The 24,730-nt window shown below is 63.0% G+C and carries 20 protein-coding genes; 13 read left to right on the top strand and 7 right to left on the bottom strand.

Annotated elements, in window-relative coordinates:
- Positions 1 to 141 precede the first annotated feature (141 nt).
- Positions 142 to 1,581, top strand: coding sequence for a catalase (locus PM1_RS15220; protein ID WP_009621944.1), 1,440 nt, complete (start codon positions 142 to 144; stop codon positions 1,579 to 1,581).
- Positions 1,582 to 1,673: 92 nt separating this feature from the next.
- Here PM1_RS15220 and PM1_RS15215 read toward each other — a convergent pair whose 3' ends face one another.
- A complete protein-coding gene (locus PM1_RS15215) occupies positions 1,674 to 2,423 on the bottom strand; it encodes a creatininase family protein (protein ID WP_009621946.1) in 750 nt (249 codons plus the stop codon).
- 281 nt (positions 2,424 to 2,704) lie between these two features.
- On the opposite strand from PM1_RS15215, the gene PM1_RS15210 reads away from it, so the two are divergent.
- On the top strand, positions 2,705 to 3,904 hold the full coding sequence (locus PM1_RS15210) for an MFS transporter (RefSeq protein WP_238603257.1): 1,200 nt from the start codon (positions 2,705 to 2,707) through the stop codon (positions 3,902 to 3,904).
- A gap of 20 nt (positions 3,905 to 3,924) precedes the next feature.
- Here the strand turns inward: PM1_RS15210 and PM1_RS15205 are convergent, their stop codons facing one another.
- From PM1_RS15205 to PM1_RS15195, 3 genes are read right to left on the bottom strand one after another with little or no spacing between them, the layout of a single operon-like run.
- On the bottom strand, positions 3,925 to 4,596 hold the full coding sequence (locus tag PM1_RS15205) for a response regulator transcription factor (RefSeq protein WP_009621950.1): 672 nt from the start codon (positions 4,594 to 4,596) through the stop codon (positions 3,925 to 3,927).
- Between the two features lie 27 nt (positions 4,597 to 4,623).
- Positions 4,624 to 4,995 (bottom strand): response regulator, encoded by a 372-nt coding sequence (locus tag PM1_RS15200; RefSeq protein ID WP_009621952.1) that lies wholly within the window; start codon positions 4,993 to 4,995, stop codon positions 4,624 to 4,626.
- Positions 4,992 to 7,385 carry a PAS domain-containing protein gene (locus tag PM1_RS15195; protein ID WP_009621954.1) on the bottom strand — a complete coding sequence of 798 codons (2,394 nt, stop codon included), beginning with the start codon at positions 7,383 to 7,385 and terminating at the stop codon, positions 4,992 to 4,994. The genes PM1_RS15200 and PM1_RS15195 overlap by 4 nt, the downstream gene beginning before the upstream one ends.
- A gap of 225 nt (positions 7,386 to 7,610) precedes the next feature.
- Between PM1_RS15195 and PM1_RS15190 the strand changes: the two genes are divergently transcribed.
- The 5 genes from PM1_RS15190 (at position 7,611) to PM1_RS15170 (ending at position 12,019) form a co-directional block, all read left to right on the top strand.
- The gene (locus PM1_RS15190; protein WP_009621956.1) at positions 7,611 to 8,027 is read left to right on the top strand and encodes an organic hydroperoxide resistance protein; all 417 of its coding nucleotides are present in this window, start codon (positions 7,611 to 7,613) and stop codon (positions 8,025 to 8,027) included.
- A gap of 249 nt (positions 8,028 to 8,276) precedes the next feature.
- Positions 8,277 to 9,626 (top strand): epoxide hydrolase family protein, encoded by a 1,350-nt coding sequence (locus PM1_RS15185; RefSeq protein ID WP_009621958.1) that lies wholly within the window; start codon positions 8,277 to 8,279, stop codon positions 9,624 to 9,626.
- Positions 9,627 to 9,671: 45 nt separating this feature from the next.
- The gene (locus PM1_RS15180; protein ID WP_009621960.1) at positions 9,672 to 10,661 is read left to right on the top strand and encodes an alpha/beta fold hydrolase; all 990 of its coding nucleotides are present in this window, start codon (positions 9,672 to 9,674) and stop codon (positions 10,659 to 10,661) included.
- Positions 10,662 to 10,674: 13 nt separating this feature from the next.
- A complete protein-coding gene (locus PM1_RS15175; protein WP_009621963.1) occupies positions 10,675 to 11,178 on the top strand; it encodes a cytochrome P460 family protein in 504 nt (167 codons plus the stop codon).
- Between the two features lie 67 nt (positions 11,179 to 11,245).
- Positions 11,246 to 12,019, top strand: coding sequence for an alpha/beta fold hydrolase (locus PM1_RS15170; protein WP_009621965.1), 774 nt, complete (start codon positions 11,246 to 11,248; stop codon positions 12,017 to 12,019).
- A 183-nt stretch (positions 12,020 to 12,202) separates the two neighbouring features.
- Here PM1_RS15170 and PM1_RS15165 read toward each other — a convergent pair whose 3' ends face one another.
- Both PM1_RS15165 and PM1_RS15160 read right to left on the bottom strand, forming a co-directional pair.
- Positions 12,203 to 13,189, bottom strand: coding sequence for an NAD(P)H-quinone oxidoreductase (locus tag PM1_RS15165; RefSeq protein WP_043300506.1), 987 nt, complete (start codon positions 13,187 to 13,189; stop codon positions 12,203 to 12,205).
- 130 nt (positions 13,190 to 13,319) lie between these two features.
- Entirely contained in the window at positions 13,320 to 14,150 is an 831-nt protein-coding gene (locus PM1_RS15160; RefSeq protein WP_009621968.1) for an alpha/beta fold hydrolase, read from the bottom strand.
- 133 nt (positions 14,151 to 14,283) lie between these two features.
- On the opposite strand from PM1_RS15160, the gene PM1_RS15155 reads away from it, so the two are divergent.
- The gene (locus PM1_RS15155; protein ID WP_009621970.1) at positions 14,284 to 14,745 is read left to right on the top strand and encodes a MerR family transcriptional regulator; all 462 of its coding nucleotides are present in this window, start codon (positions 14,284 to 14,286) and stop codon (positions 14,743 to 14,745) included.
- 324 nt (positions 14,746 to 15,069) lie between these two features.
- On the opposite strand, the gene PM1_RS15150 is transcribed toward PM1_RS15155, so the two are convergent.
- Entirely contained in the window at positions 15,070 to 16,065 is a 996-nt protein-coding gene (locus PM1_RS15150; protein ID WP_043300494.1) for an acetoacetate decarboxylase family protein, read from the bottom strand.
- A 204-nt stretch (positions 16,066 to 16,269) separates the two neighbouring features.
- Between PM1_RS15150 and PM1_RS15145 the strand changes: the two genes are divergently transcribed.
- From PM1_RS15145 to PM1_RS15125, 5 genes are all read left to right on the top strand, one after another.
- Positions 16,270 to 17,502 carry an NADH:flavin oxidoreductase/NADH oxidase family protein gene (locus tag PM1_RS15145; RefSeq protein ID WP_009621980.1) on the top strand — a complete coding sequence of 411 codons (1,233 nt, stop codon included), beginning with the start codon at positions 16,270 to 16,272 and terminating at the stop codon, positions 17,500 to 17,502.
- A gap of 112 nt (positions 17,503 to 17,614) precedes the next feature.
- Positions 17,615 to 18,019, top strand: a complete 405-nt coding sequence (locus PM1_RS15140; protein WP_152604551.1) for a hypothetical protein — start codon at positions 17,615 to 17,617, stop codon at positions 18,017 to 18,019.
- 202 nt (positions 18,020 to 18,221) lie between these two features.
- Positions 18,222 to 18,860 carry a DCL family protein gene (locus tag PM1_RS15135; protein WP_009621982.1) on the top strand — a complete coding sequence of 213 codons (639 nt, stop codon included), beginning with the start codon at positions 18,222 to 18,224 and terminating at the stop codon, positions 18,858 to 18,860.
- A gap of 277 nt (positions 18,861 to 19,137) precedes the next feature.
- Entirely contained in the window at positions 19,138 to 23,019 is a 3,882-nt protein-coding gene (locus PM1_RS15130; RefSeq protein WP_009621991.1) for a YobI family P-loop NTPase, read from the top strand.
- A 157-nt stretch (positions 23,020 to 23,176) separates the two neighbouring features.
- Positions 23,177 to 24,523, top strand: coding sequence for an RES family NAD+ phosphorylase (locus tag PM1_RS15125; RefSeq protein WP_009621993.1), 1,347 nt, complete (start codon positions 23,177 to 23,179; stop codon positions 24,521 to 24,523).
- The last annotated feature ends 207 nt before the right edge of the window (positions 24,524 to 24,730 follow it).

Here is a 24,730-nt window from a genome sequence, read left to right as displayed (position 1 = left end):
TATCCGGCACCGGAAGGCTTCGAACAACTTTCCTATTACCGGGCGACACCTTCGTATCATGGTTGGCGGTTGCATAACTTGGTTTGATGGGTTGGCGTTTCCCCTTGTTTGTTCATTGCGCCAATCATCCAGGACAAAACCATGAAAAAGCTCACGACAGCCGCTGGTGCGCCGGTGGTCGACAACAACAATTCGCAGACCGCAGGCCCCAGGGGCCCGGTGCTGCTGCAGGACGTCTGGCTGCTGGAAAAGCTCGCGCACTTCGACCGCGAGGTGATTCCCGAGCGGCGCATGCACGCCAAGGGCTCGGGCGCCTATGGAGCCTTCACCGTCACCCACGACATAAGCCGTTATACCAAGGCCCGGCTGTTTTCCGAGATCGGCAAGAGCACCGAAGTTTTCGTGCGCTTTTCCACCGTGGCCGGGGAACGCGGCGCCGCCGATGCCGAGCGCGACATTCGCGGGTTCGCCATAAAGTTCTATACCGAACAGGGCAACTGGGACCTGGTGGGCAATAACACGCCGGTATTCTTCCTGCGCGATCCGTTGAAGTTCCCCGACCTCAATCATGCGGTCAAGCGCGACCCACGCACCCATCTGCGCAGCGCCGAAAACAACTGGGACTTCTGGACCCTGCTGCCCGAAGCCCTGCACCAGGTCACCATCGTCATGAGCGACCGCGGGCTGCCCCGCTCGTACCGGCACATGCACGGCTTCGGCAGCCACACCTTCAGCTTCATAAGCCCGCAGAACGAGCGCTCCTGGGTGAAGTTCACCTGGAAGACCCAGCAGGGCATCGAGAACCTCACCGACCAGCAGGCCGAAGCCCTGGTCGGCCGGGACCGCGAAAGTGCCCAGCGCGACCTGTATGGCAGCATCGAGGAAGGCCGCTTCCCGCGCTGGACGCTGTATGTGCAGATCATGCCGGAGGCGGACGCGGCGACCTGCCCGATCAACCCCTTCGACCTGACCAAGGTCTGGCCGCACGGCGATTATCCGCTGATCGAGGTCGGCGTCCTCGAACTCAACCGCAACCCCGCGAACTACTTCGCCGAGGTGGAGCAGGCGGCCTTCAGCCCGGCCAACGTGGTGCCCGGCATCAGCTTCTCGCCGGACAAGATGCTGCAGGCGCGGCTGTTCTCCTATGGCGATGCGCAGCGCTACCGCCTGGGCGTCAACCATCACCAGATTCCGGTGAACGCGCCGAAATGTCCGTTCCACAGCTATCACCGGGACGGGCAGATGCGCACCGACGGCAACGCCGGCAGCACCCTGGGCTACGAGCCCAACAGCTACGGGCAATGGCAGGAACAGCCGGACTTCAGCGAGCCGCCCCTGGCGCTGCAAGGCAGCGCGGGCCACTGGGACCATCGCGAGGACCAGGACTATTTCTCCCAGCCCGGCGCGCTGTTCCGCCTGATGACCTTCGAGCAGCAACAGGCACTGTTCGACAATACCGCGCGTTCGATCCAGGGCGCCTCGGCGCAGACCAAACAGCGGCATATCGATAACTGCAGCAAGGCGGACCCGGCGTACGGCGCGGGCGTGGCAAGCGCCATCGAACGGCTGGGCCGGGGCTAGCGCCCGGGGCAGAAGCGGCCGTTGCCGCTTCTGCAGCCCATAGAAAAAAGCCGCGCGCCCATCCATGGGCGCGCGGCCGGTTCGCAGCGGATCTAGCCCGGTATCGACTCGTCGCCGAAGGCCTGGACCTCTTGCACCAGGCCCTGGGCGGCCAGGGCCACCAGTTGCCGGCCCTTTTCGATGGAGGCTTGCGCCGGGTCCGAGCCCATGCGGCCGTCCGGGTGGCGCGCGCGGAAGTCGAGCGCTTCGCGGATGGGGCCCCAGTTGGCGATCCGTGGCGAATACTCGGCGGACTTGATGAAGTCCGGATAGGCCCACTGGGTCACGGCGACCTCGGTGGGCGTGGCGTGGATGCCGTGGCCCGTGGGGAACTGCTCCCGCGCCAGGGCATCGACGCCTTCCAGATCCCACCAGTTGCACAGCTTCAGGGCGAAGCCGGCGCGGCGCCGGGCGAAACTCGCTTTGGCATAGAGTTCCGAGAAGGCCGCTTCGATCGAGGCGATGTTGCCGCCGTGGCCGTTGAGAAAGAAGATTTTCTCGAAGCCGTGGCCGGCCAGCGAGCGCACCCAGTCGCCGATGGCGGCCATGAAGGTCGAGGGCCGCAGCGAGATGGTGCCGGGGAAGCCCAGGTGGTGCTGGGCCATGCCGATGTTGAAGGTCGGGGCGATGAGGATGTCCGCCAGTTTCTGCGCTTCGCCGGCGATGATCTCCGGGCACATCCAGTCGGTGCCCAGCAGGCCGGTGGGGCCGTGCTGTTCGTTGGAGCCGATGGGGATGACGATGGTGCGGCTGCGTTCGAGAAACTGGCCGATCTCGGCCCAGGTCGATAGATGCAGGAACATCTGGGGGCTCTCCTTGGAAAGGTTCCTGGCGGAACCCGGTGGGGTGGGGTTCGAGGCGCGGGGCCCTGTCTGTAGCGGTCGGGACGTAATATGCTTCCGGCCCTGCATTCGGCGCCGCTTGCGCAGATCGATCAAAGCACCCGGGTGTCGCTTCGGCGATTGCACGATGGTGTCGGTCGATACTTAGGTATGCCCGCAAGGGCATGGCCGAGCAGCGCTTCGAACCGCGCGTCAAAAAGGAAACAGGCTGCGTGCCCAAGGCTATGAACAACAATGCTGCAATGGCCCCGTCCCCGTGGGGCGTCGTCTGCCTGTGCATGCTCTTCAACGTGATCGACGGCCTGGATGCGATGGCCATGGCGTTCACCGGCGGCAGCGTGTCGGCGGAGTGGGGGCTGAATGCGACCCAGCTCGGCGCGCTGCTCAGCGCCAGCCTGGTGGGCATGGCCTGCGGTTCCTTCATCAGCCCCCGGGCGGACCGCTACGGGCGCCGGCCCTTGCTGCTGGCGGGCCTTTCGCTCAGCGGCATCAGCATGTTGCTGTCGTTCTGCAGCCCGAACCACTACGTGCTGATGCTCCTGCGCATGCTGACCGGCGTCGGCACCGGCGCGGTGCTGGTGGGGGCCAACGTGCTGGCCCATGAGTACACCGGGGCGGATCGGCGTAGCCTGGCCATCGCCCTGCAGTCCCTGGCCTTCGCGCTGGGCGTGAGCCTGGGCGGCCTGCTGGCCCACCTGTTCAACGAGTGGCTCGGCTGGCGCTACGTGTTTCTCGCCGGCGGCGTGGTCACGCTCGCGGCGGTGGCGGCGGGTGCGCTCTGGCTGCGCGAGTCGCCGGAATTCCTGGCCCTCGACCGGCAAGCCCGGTTGCGGCCAGCGCGAGGCGTGGAGTACCGGCAGCTGTTCGCGCCCGGCCAGTGGCAACTGACCGCTTCGCTGGCCCTGGGGCTGTTGCTGCTCATGTTCGGCTACTACTTCGTGATGAGCTGGACGCCGACGCTGATGCTGCACAACGGCTTTTCCGAAAAGCAGGGCTCCACCGGCGGGCTGTTGCTGGGCCTCGGCGGCATGCTCGGCGCCTTGCTGGTGGGCCTGGCGGCGAATCGCGCAGGGGGCCGCCAGCTGTTGCTGGGCCTGCTGCTGCTCAATGCCGTGCTGATGGCGCTGCTGGTGCCGGCCACCCGCGTCCCGCCGCTGGCCATCGCCGTGGGCTTCGGCGCGGGGCTGTCGCTCAATGGCGCCATCGCGGCGCTTTTCATCCTCGCGCCCCAGGCCTTCCTCACCGCGGCTCGCACCAGCGGCGTGGGCCTGGTGCTGGCCACCGGGCGCCTGGGGGCGATCCTGTCACCGGCCATCGCGGGGGTGCTGCTCGATGCCCGCTGGAGCACGCAGGAACTGTTCGGATTCTTCGCCAGCAGCCAGTTGCTGGCGGCTTTGCTGGTCTGGTGGGGTTGCCGGCGGCCGCTGTCGGTCCCGGCCTGAGCCCGGGCGGCGAGGGCGCCTCAGCGCTCGCCGTCGGGGGCGATCTCCAGCAGCGCCGCCATCTTCACCAGGTCCGGCAGCGAGCGCGCCTTCATCTTGCGCATGGCCCGGCCGCGGTGGGCCTTGACGGTGATCTCGCTGATGCCCAGGTCGGCGGCCACCTGCTTGTTCAGGCGCCCGGCGACCACCATGCGCAGCACGTCCCGTTCGCGCGGCGTGAGGCTGGCGTAGGCGGCGCGCAGGGTGCGCAGCCTTTCCTGCTGCTGCAGGGCCACGCGGCTGTGCGCCAGGGCCTCGGCGATGGCGCGCAGCAGGGTGTCGTCGTCGAAGGGCTTGGTGAGGAATTCCACCGCGCCGGCCTTCATGGCGCGCACCGTGAGCGGCACGTCGCCGTAGCCGGTGATGAAGATGATCGGCATGGCCGGGCGCTCGCCGGCCACGCTGCGCTGCAGGTCCAGCCCGTTGAGGTCGGGCAGGTTGACGTCCAGCACCAGGCAGCTGGGCACCTGGGCCGCGGGCTGGTCGAGGAAGGCCCGGGCGGAGTCGAACAGTACCGGTTGCCAGCCGGCGAAGCGGATCAGCAGCTCCAGCGACTCGCGCACCGAGACGTCGTCGTCGACCACGTAGACCAGCGGCGTGGCGTCGGCCTGTGGCCGGGTTCCCCCCTGGGGGGCAGGGACAGCGTTCAACATGCCTGGTTCTCCTGGTGGCCTGCGGCGTCAGCCGACCGGTAGCGCGGCGCTGAGCGCCTTGAGCAGTTCCGCCTCGCTGAAGGGCTTCAGCAGGCAATCCACGGCGCCCTGGGCGATCAGGCGCGGGCGGGTGGCCGCGTCGCCATGGGCGGTGATGAAGATGATGGGGATGCGCCAGCCGCGCCGGGCCAGCTCCTTCTGCAGCTCCGGCCCGGACATTTCCGGCATGGCCACGTCGAGGATCAGGCAGCGCGTCTGCGCGAGGCAGTCCGAGTCGAGGAAGGCCGGCGCCGAGGCGAAGGCCTGCACGGCGAAGCCGAACTCGCGCAGCAGGTCCGGCAGCGATTCGCGCACGGACTCGTCGTCATCCACCAGCGACACGAGCAAAGGCGTGGTCATCGGGCGTTCCCCCTGGCGTGGTCGTCGTCGGCGTCGGCGGCCGGCAGCGGGATGGAAAAGATGAAGGTCGCGCCGGGGCCGTCGTGGGCCGTGGCCCAGATCCGCCCGGCATGGTGTTCGATGATGGAGCGGCTGACCAGCAGGCCGATGCCCATGCCGGCGCGCTTGGTGGTGTAGAAGGCGTCGAACAGCCGGTGGGCGTCCTGCGGGGGGAAGCCGTTGCCGTTGTCGCGCACCGCCAGGAACACGCTGGAGTCCAGGTCGTAGCCGCTGCTGATGCGCAACTGCCGCGGGCGGCCGTGCACCTCGGCCAGGGCGTCCATGGCGTTGATGATCAGGTTGAGGATCACCTGCTGCAGTTGCACGCGGTCGCCGGGCACGGGCGGCAGCTGCTCGTTGAACTGCGGCACCACGGCCACGCCGTTGCGCTGCAGTTCGTTCTGCAGCATGGCGAGCACTTCCCGGGCCGCCGCGTTGAGGTCCACCGGTTCGCTGGCCACCCCATCCTTGGCGAACAGCGCGCGCAGGCGCTTGATCACGTCGGCCGCGCGGTTGCCGTCGCGGATGGTGCGCCGCGCGGTCTCGCGGGCGCCGTCGACGTTGGGCGGAGTGGCGCCGAGCATGCGCAGGCAGGTGTTGGCGTTGGTGATGATGCCGGCCAGCGGCTGGTTGACTTCATGGGCGATGGACGCAGTGAGCGCCCCCAGGCTGGCGACCCGGGCCACGTGCGCCAGCTCGGCGCGGACCCGGCCCAGGGCCTCGTCGGCAAGGCGGCGCTGGGTGACGTCCTGCACGGCGGCGATGTATTCCAGGGCGCCGTCGGCGTCGCGCATCGCCTGGGCCACGATGTGCACGTGGCGGATCACGCCGCCGGGCAGCAGCAACCGGTGCTCGTGTTCGAAGTCGCGGGCGGCGTGGCGCTGGCGCTGGAACACCTCGTCGAGGCGGGAGAGGTCGTCGGGGTGGACCCGCGAGTAGACCAGCTCGAAGCTCGGCGTCAGGCCCGGGTCCAGGTCGAGCAGGCGGTAGATCTCGTCGGACCAGGCGATCTCGTCGTTGTCCACGTGCCAGGAGAAGGTGCCGGTCAGGCTGATGCGCTGGGCCTTGGCGAGGAAGGCCTCGCTCTGCTTGAGCGCGGCCTCGCCGCGGGCACGCTCGATGGCGATGCTGGCCAGCTGGCTGAACTGCGCGATGCGGTTGCGCTGCGCCTCGTCGGGCGGCCAGGCGTGGCGGAAGAACAGCGAGAGGACGCCGCTCACTTCGCCGCCGGTGGCGATCACCGGCGTCGCCCAGCTCGCCCGCAGGCCGTGGGCCAGGGCGGCGGCGCACCAGGCGGGCCAGCGCGTTTCGGCGGAGAGGTCGGCCACCACCAGGGTTTCGCCGCCGAGCACGACCAGGGATTCAGGGCTGCTGCCGGCGTCCACCGCCTGGCCGTCGCTGGCCATGAGGCCCGGCGGCAGCCCGGGGCCGGCGCCGGGTTGCAGGCGCAGTTCGCCCGGTGCCTGCACGGCGCGGCGGCTGCGGCGGGGCGCGACCAGGGTGATGCCGCACAGGCAGTCGTCGAGGCTGGCTTCCACCAGCTGGCACAGCGCTTCGAGCACCAGGGGCAGGGCGGCGGCGCCGGCCATCAGGCTGTGCAGGCGTTTCTCGCCGGCCAGCAGCAGCTCGGCGCGCTTGCGTGCGTCGATGTCGGTGTTGCCGCCGTACCACTTGAGCACGCGGCCGGCTTCGTCGCGCTGCGGCACGGCGTGGATCAGGAACCAGCGGTAGCTGCCGTCGAAGCGCCGCAGGCGGGCCTCGAACTCGCCCGCCAGCCCCGCGGCCAGCAGGCCCTGCCAGTAGGCGCCCAGCGCCGGCGCGTCGCCCGGGTGCACGGCGTTCATCCAGCCGGTGCCGCGGGCCTCGTCGGGAGTCATGCCGGTGTAGTCGAACCAGCGCTGGTTGAGGAACTCGACGCTGCCGTCAGGCGCGGTGCGCCAGACGAAGCCGGGGATGCTGTCGATGAGCGCGTCCAGGGCCGGGGTGCTGGTGGTCGCCGGGCCCGGGCCGAGGTCCTCGATGTCGATGGCCAGGCCGCACCAGGTGCCGGCGGCGGCGTCGAGGCGCTCGACGCGCAGGAGGAAGCGCCGGTAGGCGCCGTCGAAACGCCGTAGGCGCGCCTGCATGTCCTGCGCCTGGCCTGTGTGAAGGATGGCGGCCCAGCGTTGGAGCAGCGCCGGCAGGTCGTCGGGGTGTACCGCCGACTGCCAGCCATCGCCCAGCGCCGCGTCGGCGCAGTGGCCGGTGTACGCGCACCAGGGGCGGTTGACGGAGTCGACCCGGCCGTCGGCAGCGGCGGTCCAGGCCAGGCCGGGCAGCCTGTCGACGACAGGGCCGGGTTCGTTGTGCATACCGATCCTCTCTCGGCGGTAGCCGTTTCGCGAGCATGCGCCACCTTGGCGGAGCTGCCCATCATACCTTGGTGTCGGCTGGGCGAAAGCGCCGCCGTTGACGGGACGAACGGTTGCGCGCCGGAGCCCGATACCTTCGTGCAATCGTCCCCGGCAGAGCGCCTCTGCTCTGATCGGCGGCACATACCGAACCCGGTATGCACGAGCACATGCCAGGAGGCAGCCATGACCACCGAAACCGTTCTCTACACCGCCAGGGTCCACACCACCGGGGCCCGCGACGGCGGCACCTCGCGCAGCGACGACGGGCGCCTGGACATCCGCCATTCGCTGCCCGGCACGCCGGGCACCGGCACCAACCCGGAGCAACTGTTCGCCGCCGGCTGGTCGGCCTGCTTCGAAGGCGCGCTGGGCCTCGCCGCGCGGCGGAAGAAGATCGCCCTGCCGGCGAACCTGGCCATCGACGCCGAAGTGGAGCTGTGCCAGGGCGGCGACGGCTACTTCCTGCGGGCGCGCCTGCAGGTCAGCCTGCCGGGGCTGGAACGGGACGCCGCCCTGGACCTGATCGAGACGGCCCACCAGACCTGCCCTTATTCGAAAGCCACCCGCGGCAACATCGACGTGGCGCTCTCACTCGCCTGAGCGGGCCCGCTGCGGCACGCCAGGCCGGCGTGGCCGCAGCGCCTCCAACGCCGGCGGGCGAACGATACGAAGGTATCGACCGACACCTTCGTGCAATCCCCAGGCCCGCCGCCCTTTGTTCTGATCGATGCCACGGGTTGCGCAGCGCCTCCGAAGCGGGGCGGGCGCGACCGACAGTGGCCAGGTTCGCGCTTCGCCGAGGGCGAACGATTGCGTCCACGCCCCGGCCCCCACTCAAGGAGATCGACCATGCTCGCAGCATCGCACCCACGGAAGACTCAGCACCTGTTCACCCGTTCGCTCCTGGCCGGCGCCGTCGGCCTGTTCCTCCTCGGCGGCAGCCACGCGCACCTGGCGCCGCTGGCGCTGGTCGCGTCCGCCAACGCCACAGCGAGCGAGGACGACAGCGTGCGGCCGTACCGCATCGAGGTGCCCCAGGCGCAACTGGACGACCTGCGCCGGCGCATCGCCGCCACCCGCTGGCCGGACAAGGAAACCGTCGCCGATGCCTCCCAGGGCGTGCAACTGGCCAGGCTGAAGGCGCTGGTCGACTACTGGGGCAACGGCTACGACTGGCGCAAGGCCGAGGCGAAGCTCAACGCCCTGCCGCAGTTCGTCACCCGCATCGACGGCGTGGACATCCAGTTCATCCACGTGCGCTCCCGCCAGCCCCACGCCATGCCGCTGATCCTCACCCACGGCTGGCCCGGCTCGCCGCTGGAGTTCCTCAAGACCATCGGCCCGCTGACCGACCCCACCGCCTACGGCGGCAAGGCCGAGGACGCCTTCGACGTGGTGATCCCGGCGATCCCCGGGCACGGCTTCTCCGGCAAGCCGACCGAGCTGGGCTGGAACCCCGACCGGGTGGCCCGGGCCTGGGACGTGCTGATGAAGCGCCTGGGCTACCGGCAGTACGTGTCCCAGGGCGGCGACCACGGCTCGGTGATCTCCGACGCCCTGGGCCGCCTGGCGCCGCCCGGGCTGCTGGCCATCCACCTGAACATGCCGGCGACCATCCCGGCGGAACTGGTCAAGCCGATCAACAGCGGCGACCCGGCGCCCAGTAGCCTGTCCGCCGACGAGCGCGCCGCCTACCAGGCGCTGAGCACCTTCTTCGGGCGCAACGCCGCCTACGGCGCGATGATGGTGACGCGGCCGCAGACCATCGGCTATTCCCTGGCCGACTCGCCGGCCGGCATGGCCGCCTGGATGTACGAGAAGTTCGCCGCCTGGACCGACAGCGGCGGCGAGCCGGAGCGCGTGCTCAGCCGCGACGAGATGCTCGACGACATCTCCCTCTACTGGCTGACCAACACCGGCGCCTCGTCCTCGCGCTTCTACTGGGAAAACAACAACAACAATTTCAGCGCCGCCGCGCAGAAGACCGCGCAGATCAAGGTGCCGGTGGCCATCAGCGTGTTCCCCGGCGAAATCTACCGCGCGCCGAAGAGCTGGGCGCAGCGCGCCTATCCCTCGCTGGACTACTTCCACGCGGTGGACAAGGGCGGCCACTTCGCCGCCTGGGAGCAACCGCAGCTGTTCAGCGAGGAGCTGCGCGAGGCCTTCCGCCCGCAGCGCGCCTCGCTGGTCGAACGCTAGACCGACATCCCGCCGATTCCCGGCACCCTGCAAGGGAGAACCCCGATGAACCTGTTCAACTACAAAGCCCTGGGCGTCCCGGCGCTCGCATTCGCCCTGGCGAACCTCGCCGCCCCGCTGGCGCAGGCCGCGGACGACGCGTTCGGCGCGCTGCGCCACGTGGATGCGGGGCTGCTGAAGGTTGCCTACGCCGAAGCCGGCCCGGCCGACGGCCCGGCGGTCATCCTGCTGCACGGCTGGCCCTACGACATCCACAGCTACAGCGAAGTGGCGCCGCAGCTGGCGGCCAAGGGCTACCACGTGCTCATCCCCTATGCCCGCGGCTATGGCGACACCCGCTTCCTTTCCGCCAAGACGCTGCGCAACGGCGAGCCGGCGGCCCTGGCGGTGGACGTCGTCGACTTCATGGACGCGCTGAAGATCAAGCGCGCGGTGCTCGCCGGCTACGACTGGGGCGCGCGCTCGGCCGACATAGTCGCGGCGCTGTGGCCGGAGCGGGTGAAGGCCCTGGTCTCGGTCAGCGGCTACCTGATCGGCAGCCAGGCGGCGGGCAAGGCGCCGCTGCCGCCCAGCGCCGAACTGCAGTGGTGGTACCAGTTCTACTTCGCCACCGAGCGCGGCCGCGAAGGCTACGACAAGTACCGCCACGAGTTCGCCAAGCTGATCTGGCAGCTGGCCTCGCCCAAGTGGAACTTCGACGATGCCACCTTCGAGCGCAGCGCGGCGGCGCTGGACAACCCTGACCAGGGCCCCATCGCCATCCACAACTACCGCTGGCGCCTGGGCCTGGCCGAGGGCGAGGCGCGCTACGCGGAACTGGAGAAGCGCCTGGCGGCCTTCCCCACGATCGGCGTGCCGACCATCACCCTCGAAGGCGACGCCAACGGCGCGCCGCACCCGCCGGCCGAGGCCTACGCCAAGCGCTTCAGCGGCAAGTACGAGTACCGCCTGATCAAGGGCGGCATCGGCCACAACCTGCCGCAGGAGGCGCCCCAGGCCTTCGTCCAGGCGGTGGTCGACGCCGACCACCTGTGAGCGGAGCGCAGCCATGACACCCAGACTCACCGCACTCGCCGCGGCGGCCCTGGCGCTCGCCCTGGCCGCCGGCGCCAGTGCCGACCCGGCGCCCACCGCGGACGCCTCGCCGATCTACGGCGTGCGCATGCCCGAGGGCTACCGCACCTGGCAGCTGGTCGCCCCGGCGCAGGAAGCGGCGCCGCTGAACGAGCTGCGCGCGGTGCTCGGCAACGACATCGCCATGCGGGCCTATCGCGCGGGCAAGCTGCCGTTCCCCGACGGCAGCGTGCTCGCCAAGCTGGCCTGGAAGCACGTGCAGTCGCCGGAGTTCGAGCCGGCCTCGATCCCCGGCGCGGCCACCACCGTGCAGTTCATGGTCAAGGACTCGAAGAAGTACGCGGCCACCGGCGGCTGGGGCTTCGCCCGCTTCATCGACGGCAAGCCGGCCGACGAGGCACAGCACCAGACCTGCTACGCCTGCCACCAGGCGCGGGTGAAGAACCATGACCTGGTGTTCACCCGCTACGCGCCCTAGCGCCGATTTCCCACCACCGGCCGGGGCCGCGCGCCCCGGCCTCATTCCCCTGCAAGGAGAATCTCCGATGAAAAGAACCCTCGGTGCCCTGGCCTGCGCCGCCGGCCTGCTCATGGCCGCCGGCGCGTCCGCCGCCGCGAAACCCACCGTGGTGCTGGTCCACGGCGCCTTCGCCGACGCCTCCAGCTGGAACGGCGTGACGCGCATCCTCGAACACGACGGCTACACCGTGGTGGCTGCCGCCAACCCGCTGCGCGGCGTCGCCAGCGACGGTGCCTACGTCGCCAACATCCTCACCAGCCTGAAGACGCCGGTGGTGCTGGTCGGGCACTCCTACGGCGGCAACGTCATCAGCGCCGCGGCCAGCGACGCCGGCAACGTCAAGGCGCTGGTCTACGTCGCCGCCTTCGCCCCGGAGGCGGGGGAGAGCGCCGCGGACCTGGCCGGCAAGTTCCCCGGCAGCACCCTCGGCCCGACCCTGGCGCCGCCGGTGACGCTCGCCGGCGGCGGCAAGGACCTGTACATCCAGCAGGACAAGTTCCACGACCAGTTCGCCGCCGACGTGCCCGCTGCGCAGGCCAAGCTGATGGCCGCGGCCCAGCGCCCGGTCACCGAAGCCGCGCTGAACGAGAAGGCCGGCGCCGCCGCCTGGCAGCGCATCCCCTCGTGGTTCGTCTACGGCGACCAGGACCGCAACATCCCCCCGCAGGCCCTGGCCTTCATGGCCCAGCGGGCCCACGCGAAAGACGTCGAAGTGGTCCGCGGCGCCTCCCACGTGGTGATGGTCTCGCATCCCGATGCGGTGGCGCGCTCGATCGAGAAGGCTGCGGCTTCGCTGTAAAGGTTCGCTCGGCCGGTGACGGCGCTGGCCACTCCTTGCGGAGCGGCCAGCGACACCCAGATTCGCTGGCCCCTGGTCTTTCCCGCGCAGGCTCCGGGAAACGGCGTCGCTATGAGATGCAGGGAAAAGGAGATAGCGGGGAGACCGGCCTGGCCGAGGTTTCATGGCGAGCCGGTCGAATCGTCAAGACTGGCTTGCGAGAACGATCTTGCCGATATGCAGGCCCGAGTCCATCAACTCATGGGCTGCACTTGCCTGCGTCAGGCCGAAGACCTTGAAAACCAGGGGCTTGACCTCGCCCTTGCGGACATGGGGCCAGACCTGGCTCTCGAGCTCATCGATGATCGCCTTTTTCTCGTCGTGGCTTCGAGAACGCAGGGTCGAGCCGATATGCGTCAGGCGCTTCACCAGCATCTGGAAGTAATCGACGGTGGCCGCGGGCCCCTTGACCAGCCCGATCTGAACGATGCGGCCGTTCATGGCCGCTGCCTGGAAGTTTCGATCGACGTAGTCCCCGCCGATGATGTCGACCACCACGTCGACGCCGCGCCCCCCGGTCTCGCGCATGACCTCTGCCACGAAATCCTGCCGGGTGTAGTCGATGGGGTGATCCGAGCCCAGGGACCGGCTGGCAGCCTGCTGTTCCTCGTTCTTCACTGTGGTGAAAATCTGCGAGGCGCCGAAAGCCCTGGCCAGCATGGTGGCCGTTGTGCCGATGCCGGAAGCGCCGCCATGGATCAGCACCGTTTCCCCGGCCTTGAACTGCCCTCGCTGGAACAGGTTGGTCCAGACGGTCATGAAGGTTTCCGGCAAGGCCGCCGCTTCTTCCAGGCTCAAGCCTTCGGGCAGATGGAGGGTGGTGCGCTCGTCTGCAACGGCGTACTGGGCATAGCCGCCACCGGGAACCAGGGCCATCACTTTGTCACCAATGGCGAAATTGCTTACCTCGGCGCCCAGCGCCACGATTTCGCCGGATATTTCCAGCCCGGGAATATCCGAGGCGCCAGGCGGCGGAGCATAGAGGCCTTTGCGCTGGAGGACGTCGGGCCCATTCACGCCGGCGGCATGCACCTTGATCAGCACTTCCCTTTCGCTCGGGCGAGGAGTGGGCCGCTGGACCGGGACCAGAACATCCGGTCCTCCCGGGCGGCTGATCTCAATGGCTGTCATCTGGGAAGGAATGTTGGGCGCGTTCATATTGCGAACCTCGGTATAAGCATTGACGCAGCGTGGAAATGGCCGACCTGATCGGCCAGGAAAGAAGGGGAGCCAGGATAGGCGCACCTGGCTCCCGGGCTCGTCAGCCGCGGATGAAGGCGAGCAGGTCGGCGTTGATCGTATCGGCTTCGGTGGTCGGCATCCCGTGGGGGAAGCCTGAGTAGGTCTTCAGCGTGCCGTTGCGAAGCAGCTTCGCCGAGAGCAGGCCCGAATCCTCATAGGGGACGATCTGGTCGTCGTCGCCATGCATCACCAGGACCGGGATGGTGATTTTCTTCAGGTCCTCGGTGAAGTCCGTTTGCGAGAACGCGACTATGCCGTCGTAGTGGGCCTTGGCGCAGCCCATCATGCCCTGGCGCCACCAGTTCCAGATGATGCCTTGCGAGGGCTTCGCGCCTGGGCGGTTGTAGCCGTAGAAGGGGCCTGCGGGCACGTCGTAGTAGAACTGTGCGCGGTTGGCCGCGAGCTGGGCCTGGAGGTCGTCGAAAACCGCCTTGGGCAGGCCGCCGGGGTTGCTGTCGGTCTTCACCATCAGCGGTGGGACGGCGCTGATGATGGCGGCCTTGGAAACACGGTCCTCGCCATGGCGGGCGATGTAGTGGACGACCTCGCCGCCGCCGGTAGAGTGGCCGACGTGAACCGCGCCCCGGGTGCCGAGATGATCGACCACCGCGGCCACGTCATCGGCGTAGTGGTCCATGTCGTGGCCGTCCCACACCTGGCTCGAACGCCCGTGCCCACGGCGATCATGGGCGACGACACGGAAGCCGTTGGCCAGGAAGAAGAGCATCTGGGCATCCCAATCGTCGGCGCTGAGCGGCCAGCCATGGTGGAAGTGGATCACCTGGGCATCGCGGGGGCCCCAGTCTTTGTAGAAGATCTCGACGCCGTCCTTCGTGGTGACATATCCCATGTTCGCATCTCCTGTGTGAGGTGGAGTTCGGTGACCAGCGATGCGACACCGCGTGAACGCCCCATCGCTTGGCCGTCCAATCACTGTAGGTTTAAAGTAAGCTTTAAGGTCAACGCTTTTTCGAGGGTGCGGCATGAGAATTGGAGAGCTGGCGAAGCTCAGTGGGCTGGCGCCTTCGCGCATTCGTTTCTACGAGGCCAGCGGCCTGATCAACTCGGTCGAGCGCAAGGCCAATGGCTACCGCGACTACGCGCCGGAGACGCTGGTGATCCTGGAGATCATCACCGGCGCCCAGAGCGCAGGCTTCTCGCTGGAGGAGATCCGCCCCTTGCTGCCGTTGAACGCCAGTGGCTGGCAGCATGGCGAATTGCTGGAGGGCCTCAGGCGCAAGGTGGGCGAGATCGAGGTGCTGCAGAAGCGCCTGGAGCAGAACAAGGCGCAGCTGCTGGTGGCCATCGAGAGCATCGAGAGCAAGCCGGAAGGGATGCAGTGCGCAGACAACACCCAGCGGGTGCTGGAGCGGCTGCGGGAGGAGGGCAGTGTGGCAATGCCGGTCCGTAGGCAGGCCAAGGTCGGTAGCGTTTCTGCCGAGTGAGCCATCGGAGCTCCCGGTTGTTTCTCCGCCTACGGCGTTATTCGCCGAATCGCGGACAGAGTCCGCTTACGTTCCAGGAAGCACGGTTTTTCGTAGGATGGCGTTGAGCGAAGCGATACCCATCAGCGCAACCGCATGGGTTTCGCAAGCTCAACCCATCCTACGAAGAGCACCTCGGCGCAAGACAGTTGCTCCTACGTTGCAGGCGAGCACGGCTTTTCGTAGGAGCGGACCTTGTCCGCGATCGCGGATGGAATCCGCGGCGCGCCGGGGGTCAAGGTCAAACGGCGGATAACCGCGAACGGTTATCCGCCCTACGCCTGGTCAGTCCTTGCCGACAAGCGCGCCCAGCGGCTTGGGCGCATAAAGCGCGCTCTGGAACTGCGGGACGTACTCGTACTTCAGCATCTTTCCGAGCTTCAGCGACTTGATGTAGCTGGAAAGCTCGCCGTCGCCGAGGATCAGCCGCGCCGAATCCCCGTCGCTGCTGGAGGCATGGCTGAGCTGGCGCGACACCGCGTAGCCATAGGTCAGCTCGCCGTTCCGGTCGGTATTGGTGAAGCTGTTGGTCACCAACTCGTCCTTCTGCGAAAGCTCGGCAAGCTTGGCCGCCTGGAACACCACATCCACCTTGCCTGTCCGGCTATCGACGATGTCGTAGGTCACCTTGTGCGCATCCTCCGTGACGTCGATGCCGGTCAGCCACTTCGGCAGGTTGTAGCCAACCACGCCACGAACCCTTGCGAGTTCGGTGTTCACCGGGAGCTTGAGCACGTACCCCCAATAATCCTTGGACAGCGACTGGCCAACCAGCGTGAGGGGGCCGAGGTTCGAGCGGCCAGGCTTGTTGGTGATGATGGAAAGGGCGACTTCGTTATAGCTGTCGTTGTCGCAGTAGTGATAGGAGTAGGCGGTGAATGCCACCAGGCCGCGCCCCGGCCAGACCTGCAGGGGCTGCACCTTTTCCAGGACCTTGGCGGGTATCAGCTCCCTCAGTTTGTCGATGTCCGCCGTGTAGACGGCGGTGACCCGGCTGTTCTTGTAGTAGAAGTTCGGCGAGTAGGATTCGAAGCCTATGTCCACCTTCGTCTTGGCGAGCCCCTTGAACCAGCTCAGGTCGACGTCCGGCGCCTCGGCGGCGATCACCGAGAGGGGCGGGTTCGAACGGTAGCGGTCGTACAACCCGCCTTTCACCACAGGCACTTCATGGCCGGCGATGTCGATCATCGTGCTTTCGGTCGCTGGAACCTCGGCCCATGCGGAGGCTGCAAGGGCATTGACGAAAAGTCCGGCTATCGCGGCAACACTTCCGAGTTTCACTGTTCACTCTCTCCAGGGTTAGGCGTGGGGCTTGCGGCACGCTGGCCAGCAGCTTGCCGGCGAACCCTAACCTTTAACTGAACTTTAAGGTCAAGCCCCTGCAATCCCGGATTCCGAGTGGTTGGCACGGAACGCGAAAACACCCTTGACATTAAAGTTGACTTAAAGGTTACGGTGCGGCAGTCGCCAATCCTGGAGCCTGTGATGACAGTGTTCACTGCGTTGACCCTGCCCAATGGGGCCGTCATTTCCAACCGTCTCGCCAAAGCCGCCATGGAAGAAAACATGGCGGACAAGGACCATGCGCCCTCGGACGCCCTGATCCGCCTCTACCGCACCTGGGCCGAAGGGGAGGTCGGGCTGATGATCACCGGCAACGTCATGATCGACCGCCGCGCCATGACCGGGCCGGGCGGGGTGGTGCTGGAGTCCGAGCGCTTCGGCGAGCGCTTCCGGGCCTGGGCGCAAGCCGCCCGCTCCCACGGCGGGCAGGTGTGGATGCAGATCAACCATCCGGGCCGGCAGATGCCCGCGGCCCTGAGGCAGGACACCATCGCGCCCTCGGAAGTCCCCATGGACCTGGGCAACTTCTCCAAACAGTTCATACCGCCGCGGGCGATGACCGAGGCGGACATCGCTGACGTCAAGGCGCGCTTCGTCAGGACGGCCGTGCTCGCCGAACGCTTCGGCTTCACCGGCGTGCAGATCCATGCCGCACACGGCTACCTGATCAGCCAGTTCCTCTCGCCGATCACCAACAAGCGCACGGACCAGTGGGGCGGGGCGCTGGAGAACCGCGCCCGGCTGCTGCTCGACGTGGTCAGGGAAGTCCGCTCAGCCGTGGGCCCCGCGTTCGCCGTGTCGGTGAAGCTCAACTCGGCCGACTTCCAGCGCGGCGGGTTCAGCACGGACGATGCGAAGCAGGTGGTCGCGCTGCTCAACCCGCTGGGCGTGGACCTGATCGAGCTGTCCGGCGGCAGCTACGAAGCGCCGGCGATGCACGGCCAGGCCCGCGACGGCCGCACCCTGGCCCGGGAGGCCTACTTCCTGGAGTTCGCCAAGGACATCTCGTCCGTTGCAAAGATGCCGGTCATGGTCACCGGCGGCGTGCGCCGGCTGCCGGTGGCCGAGCAGGTCCTGGACAGCGGCATCGACATGGTCGGCATGGGCACCGCGCTGGCCATCGACCCCAACCTGCCCAGGGACTGGCGGGCGGGGCAGGCAAGCGCGCCCATGCTCAGGCCCATCACCTGGAAGAACAAGGTGCTGGCGTCGATCGGCTACATGGCGATGGTGAAACACCAGCTGCGCCGCCTGAGCCTCGGCAAGCTGGCCAACCCGAATGTCGCGCCGGCGCTGGCGCTGCTGGAGCAGCAGCTGGATACGCAGGTTCGCACCTGGCGGTATCGGCGCTGGGTGAGGGGGCTTGCCGGCTGATCATTTGCCGGGGGCTCCTCGGAGATACGGCTGGATTAGGCGCTCCCATGAATAGGCCAGAGTAGCCAGAATGGGGAGAACTACCATGCACCGCCGCTCGTAACTGCTGATCATGAACGCCCTGGCGATCATGGCCTGCGGCCTGGTGTGCTGCGTGGTCAACGGCTACCTGTTCTATGTCCCGCAGTGGATTCCGTTGAAGGAGCGACTGATCGATGATCGACGAGCTGCTGGAATTTTCCCGCAGCGACCTGCAGCAACTGGAATTGCTCCTGGCGCCCGGCTAGTTCCACGGCTGCGGGAAATCGAGGACGAAGGGCGCTTTATTAAATTCGTCGTGGAACGCTTGGACGCCGACGAGAGCGGCATGAAAGACGCAAGAGCGGCTCAACGACCATTCAGCCCGGAATGGTTGTTGCTGGTAGAAGTCGATAGTCAGGCATTGCCTTTGTGGCAAGAAGAAGCGAAAGAGCTTGCGAGGAGGAGACCTTGCCAGGATTGGCTCAGGATTCCATGAACAGATATTTAATTTAACTTATGGGCGATGTATTCCGTTCATGAACGTCCTCGCCATAAGCACCACTGACCATGCGGCTCCGCGATAGCTTCCGATGTTCATAGCTCCACGTTCATGAGAAGCTCATGCAAAGAAGCCGCCCTCTGCACGCAACGATTCCGTTGGCTGAGCTGAAAGACGCGGGGGCTGAGGAGATGCAGGTTTGTACTGGTTAGGGCCATTTCAGTACTCATCCAAACAAGAGCTGCTTGATAGGCTCAAGGTCTTCGTGGCCACCGCACCGGTTGGCAGGGTTTCGCACAACATTGCCATCCAAAAGCTTCATCTACTCATTGCGCTACATCCAGACGCAGAGCGGAAGATTGGGTCAGGCATTGACCATTTCAAAGTCAAGCGGAATGTGTTAGGCGCAGGCCAGGGACTTTGGCTCGTTCGCAGCGACGGCACAGAAGAGTCGTTCTCCTACAAGCTCTGTATCAGCGGTGTACGCCAATCATCCTACGGGAAAGTCTGCGAGGCGCTTAGGTTCTCGGTTCGTTCACAGTTAATAGCGTTTCGAGAGACGCTGACGCTACCCGCTAAATGTGCGATCAGCGGCGAGGACATCGTGCATCGTAGTGATCTACATATAGATCACAAGATTCCGTTCTGGCGGCTGCTGCAGGCCTTCTCGGAGATTCATGGAATTGACCTATCCATGCTTGATACGGTCGGAAGCGGGGAGGCATTGGCCTTGGTTGATCGGGAGATTAGCGAGGCCTTTCAAGCATTCCACATGACCCATGCTGAACTCCAACCATCCAGCAAAACCGCGAATGCCCTGAAAGGAGGAAGGCTTTAGTTTCCTGGTGACCGCGAGGATGGCTTTTGCTGAGTAAGGCCAGTACAAACGCTTTCTCACCTAGCTTTGGTTTTTCAGCGTCTTGCCGTGTAGGAACACCTTTTGCGCGGAGGTAGGCCACGCCTCTCCGTGGGCTATAGCGCGTTCGTCGCATTCTGGGATGGCGCTGCGCTATCATTACTGCCTGCTGTACAGATACGTAGCGTTGGCTGTGGATTAAGCAATGATCATTGGGGCGGTTCTCCCGAGCAGCCTTTCAGTGGCACAGGAGAAAGGGATGTTTCGCCGTCTGACTCAATTTTATTTTTCGAAATGCGATCACGTCAGTTCTCTCCTAAATCATGCTATGGGTCAGTACAGACGTTACAGAAAGGCTAGCGCCAAAGCAGTGGCCGCTGCGCGTGAATATCTAGCTACAGCCAGCAATACAAATGTCTTTGAGCCATTGACTCCTGTCCTTTTGGATATGGATCGCTCACAGCGCTACGAGAGCGAACTACTGAATGCACTGAGCAACGACCAAATTCGCAATATTGCGATTACTGGCGAGTACGGTGCCGGAAAGAGCAGTGTCATTCGCACATTTGTCGATCGTCATCCTGAACTCACCTATGCATTTGTATCGCTGGCCGCCTTCGGAAAGGACCTGAATAAGGATAGAGTGGGGAGCCTGACTGATTTTCCTGTCGCTCCCGCTGAATCCAGTCCAATCGCTACAGACCCAAAAGGTGCAGAGAAAAAAGCCGATTCGGATATCTTGACCCGCATTGAGGAAACCATCGTTCAGCAACTGCTGTACGCGGTACCGTCAGAAGAATTACCGAAGAGTCGATTGAAGCGAATAATCCAAGCACCGTCGTCCATCATATGGGGGCGTACAGTTTTCTACGTTCTGATGATCGCAAGCGTACTGCGACTTTATGTCCCAACAATCGAGAAGCTACCGAAAGTCGACCCGGCGTGGTTGGTCGAATGGCTTCTATGGATCCCCGGGGTGGCGGCTGTTCTGGTATTGGGGCTTGGTGGTATCTACATGCTGTTCTCGGTGTTGAAGCTATTGTCTCTGTTTAGCATTGACGGCTTCACTATCAAGGGCGGAAAACTAGAAGCAACTCACCACGGCTCTGTGCTGCACAAAAATATTGATGAAATAATCTACTGCTTTGAACGTAGCCAAATCGATATCGTAGTTATAGAGGATCTCGACAGGTTTGGCATTCATGACGTATTCACGCGTCTGCGTGAAATAAATTTTATCATCAAGCAGTCGCCACAAATTAAACGACCGATTTACTTTATCTATGCGATCCGGGATGAGCTATTCGCCGTGGGGGAGAAAACGAAATTTTTCGACCTGATCATTCCCGTAATCCCGGTGATCAACTCCGAGAACTCTCGCGAGAAAATGATGAAAATGCTTCGTGAGCGAGATCTTAATGGGGTTCCGCTGGATGCCGGGCTTAATGAAACGTTGGTCGAAACTGTTTGTTACTACATCGATGACATGCGGTTAATCAAAAACATCGTCAACGAATTTGACATGTTCTCCAGCATCCTTGGCGCTGGCTCCGGATTAAAGCTTGACCCGAATAAACTATTTGCGATCATCACGATTCGTAATTTGCATCCAGCTGAATACGCTGACTTAGTAAAGAGACGTGGAGCCATTTACGAGGCCATTCAGGGTTTCAGTGAGTGGCGGCTCCAGCAGTCCAAACAGGCTGAAGTTTCCTACCAGGCGCTGCGGGGAATGCGGGAGATGCGCATACAGGAAATCGCCTCGAGCGTGTCTGAGCTCCGCGCGTATGTTTGGCTCGAACTTATGAAGAGATCTGGAATTAATGGCGCAACGCATGTTCATGTGCGAAATGGCGGTCAATTTACCTTGGGTCAATTCATTGATGATAATATTTTTATGTCAATGTTTGCTCAAGATGCTTATCTAACAATGGTCATCACTGATGGCTACAGAAATATTCAGCAGTCTCCAACGTCTATTAGTTCGAAGGAGCTACTGGCATCGACGTCGTACCAAAAAAGGCATGATCTACTCCAGCGGTCGCTAGTGGATATTGATGATGAAATGACTAGGCTGCGAGCTGAGGCTAGCCGCATTAACCACCAAACCTTTCGAGCTGCTGTCAAAGGAGCTTACGGTGATGTGGTTTCGCAAAATCTTCAAGGTTTGGATGTCGTCATTTATTTGATGCGCCACGAATACTTCGATACTGACTACACGGATTACTTCGGATATTTCTATGAGGGATCTCTCACATCTGATGACAAGAACCTGATTCTTGAGCTTAGACGTGGCGTCTCCGTAGACGTCGAGACCGTGATCAGTGCCCCGAAAAAGATAGTGGAAAAGTTGGATGCGGATGATCTGAATGATGGCAGAGGCATTATCGTCGCGCTGATCGAATACCTTTCTGATTGTCCCTACAATGATCCGGGTATTAGCCCTGAGCACAACAAACTCGCGACTATCCTGAGGGCTGGGCTTGACGGGCATCTGAATAGGATGGCGCAGGCGGCTGAATCGTTGATATCAACTGCAGCATCGCTGAAGTTTATTAAAGCTGTTTTCTCTTTAGAGCCAGGCTTGCTTCGGGCCTTGCTGAATGCTGAGCGATTCGAATCAACGGTATCAAGGCAATTATTGATAAGTGCAATCTTGGATGCATTAGATGTTGCCCAGCTAAGGCAGCTTAATTCTATGCCGGGCAATGAGATCTATGATGCCATCGCGAGCCTAGAAGATGTCTCACGTTTGACGCCAGGAATTGAAGCAGGACGTAACGGTTGGCCTTGGCTGAGAGAGATGCCAATACGTTTCTCAGCTCTGAATGACAGCATTGCAAACGAAGATCTCAAGAAATTGATCAAGTGGGGGTGCGTTGAGGTAAACCTAAGGATGCTGGCGCTGGTTTGCCAAAAAGCCGAATTGGTAAAACGAAATAAGTCTGAGCCCAGTCTGGACCTGATCTCATATCGTCGACTGAAGACGTTGGAGATTGATTGCCTGGATGATCTCCTGCTGGCATCTCCAGGAGAATTTGCAAATACGCTTTTAGCTCAAGTTGGAGTTCTGGACGAATCTTCAGCCTCCTTTTGCGAACTGCTACACGCCATTTTGGAAGAGTCAGATGACTCAGACACCGTGGCTCAGCTATTTGATCGAACGACATGCACCTTCGACCGACTTGAAGACACAACCCCATCGTTGTGGGCGAAAATTCTGCTGTCTGATCGGGTGACGATAAAGGCCGCTGCGGTTTGGGCGTTCTTTCAGGACATACTCGCACCTGCTTTGGAAGATAAAGGTTGCGAAGCCTCGGATATGGAGGCGTTCGCAAGCTTTGTCCAGCGCCATGCACAGGAACTCCGAGGTGATCTTTGGGATTCCCACACCTCAATGCATCCTGAACTACAAAAATACCTACTCGGTGTGACAGGGGTGTCGAACGAAGCGATTGAATTACTCTTCGAGAATCTAGTCTTGAACGATCTCGAGATCCTCAAAGGAGCGCAGTCAACGGAGCGCTGGGAGATGCTTGCAAGTGCGCCGTTTCTGCCATATAGCCATGAGATCCGGGAATTCATCAAGTCGTTCCATGTTCATTTGGAAGCTCCGTATATCGCGACACATTGGATGCAAGCACGCGATCAAGTTGATCTATCTCAAATATCGATCGACTTGGCGTTGCCACTCAGCCAAAGCGGCGCGCTTGAGTTGAATGAAAAAATCCGAATGTGGGCGGTATTACCGATTGAAGCCATCGAGGCCAATTACTTGGCCATCAAAGAGGTCGCTAAAATCTGCAGCCTCGCAAATCGACACTCGACAAGTTTTCCTCAGGATTTTATTCTCGTACTCAAGAAGTTCGCATGTGACGAGAGGTTGACCTCAGCTGAGCGCTCTGAAATGCTGATCCAATGCTTACCATCTTGCAGTTGGGCTGAATCAGCGTCCATTCTTGGTATGCTAGGTGATGAAGGCTTCACTAAGCTTTCACCGCATGTCAAAAAAATTGAGGTGCCATACACCGATCTCAACATAAGGCTGGTCAACGCACTTCGAACGAAGGGTTTCGTTCAGACTGTAACGGAGAAAGGAGATGTCATCAGCGCGACTACTAAACCTAAAGGCATGATTTAAATCCGGTTCCGTTAGACCTCCATGGTTGGGATGGCGACGTTGAAATTGATGTAGCTAGTAACTTGCATGGGCACGATGCCGCTCGGCAGCTGAGGACAGAGAGTGGCCTTTGCCTAGCAGCAGGTATTTATCGTGTGAAACAGCCAAGGAGCACGTGATGAGTCAACTGGTGTGTACCGATTGCCTCACCGAGGGCTATCTGCAGGATAAGGCCGCAGGCAATGATGCTGGGGAATGCGATTACTGTGCCCGAGAGCTTCCAGTCATGGATATGGAAGAATTGGTTGAGCTTTGCGATGCGGCAATCCAAGCCTCGTTCCAACCTATCCAGCAGCCGGACTCAGTAATTCATCACGGCTACCCTCCAATCGGCGAAAGTCTGTACGACGTGCTGGAGCGGATACTGGGTGCCAATCAGACGCTTCTTTCGGATATCCATGAGCGGTTGCTCGATTCGTGGAGCTACCACGGTGCTGAGGACGACCCCTATTTTGTCGAAGAGACTGAAGCCTCGTCCGAATTAACGACGGGCTGGCGCAAAATGGAACACAGCCTGCAGTTTGAATCGCGACTGGCAAATCCCATGGTCGGGAAGATCCTGGCGATGGTTTTCGACGGCATTGAAGATTTGCGTTCGAAGGACAATCGATCAGCAATCGTCGAGGTGGGTCAGGGAAAGCAGATCACATCATTCCAGCGGGGGCGGGTGTTTCAGGACGACAAGACAATGGAGGAAGCCCTGAAACACCCCGAAAAGTATCTGGGTCCGGTACCCAGAGGTAAGGGGGCCCCTGGTCGAATGAATGCCAAAGGGATCTCGGTTTTCTACGGTGCAACAGATGACCATACGGCAATTGCCGAAGTGCGTCCTCCCGTTGGCAGTATGGTTGTCACCGCACGTTTCGACGTCATTCGGCCTTTGCGGCTTCTCAACTTGCACGATCTGGCTTCAATGCGTCCGCACCGTGAGCTGAGCTATTTCGATCCAGTTCGCAAGAGCCTTTCTGAGCGCTGCGCTTTTCTCAAAGCCTTACAACGGCAGCTAACTATGCCGGTTATGCCTGATTGGGCAGAAAGCGGATACCTGATCACCCAAGCGATTGCCGACTACCTCGCAACTCATGATCAGCTGAATCTCGATGGGATCTTATTCCCTTCTGTACAGGTGGCCCAGGATGCTTCGCCGGGCCAAAACGTGATTCTTTTCCATAAAGCCAGTGGGGTGGAGCGAGTCAAAGCTGCGGATGAGGCAGAGCATGTGAGCCTCTATGAGCCTGATGAGGATAGATGGATCTACTACCCCGAAATGTGGGAAGCTGAACCTAAATCCGATGATGAAAACTCCCAGTATTTGCTTTTGGTGCCGCCCCCCGAACCAAGCCTGCGGCTAGCGCGAGATTGCATCGTGATTCACAAAGTCCAAGGTGTGCGCTTTAGTACTGAGGCCGATCCCGTTCGTTATGTTCCTTGGTCGAAGGACAGGAAATACCATGGATTTAGATAGGGTGGCTGCCCGGTAATAGCAAAGCGGCGCCACATTGAAATACCGCACTCTCAGTGCATATTCCGCGGAGAACCGCCTGAGGCATTCATGTTGGCGGGGCGTGCGGTACCCAAATTTTTTCGGCCGCACTACGTCGACACCCACGCGCGCATTTCGCCCGCTGTTGGAAGCAGTGCTCAGGCTACCTGACGGAGACTTGAAGCAACG

This window comes from Pseudomonas sp. M1 (assembly GCF_022760135.1).
Lineage (GTDB): Bacteria > Pseudomonadota > Gammaproteobacteria > Pseudomonadales > Pseudomonadaceae > Pseudomonas > Pseudomonas citronellolis.
This window is presented reverse-complemented; position numbering and strand designations above follow the sequence as displayed.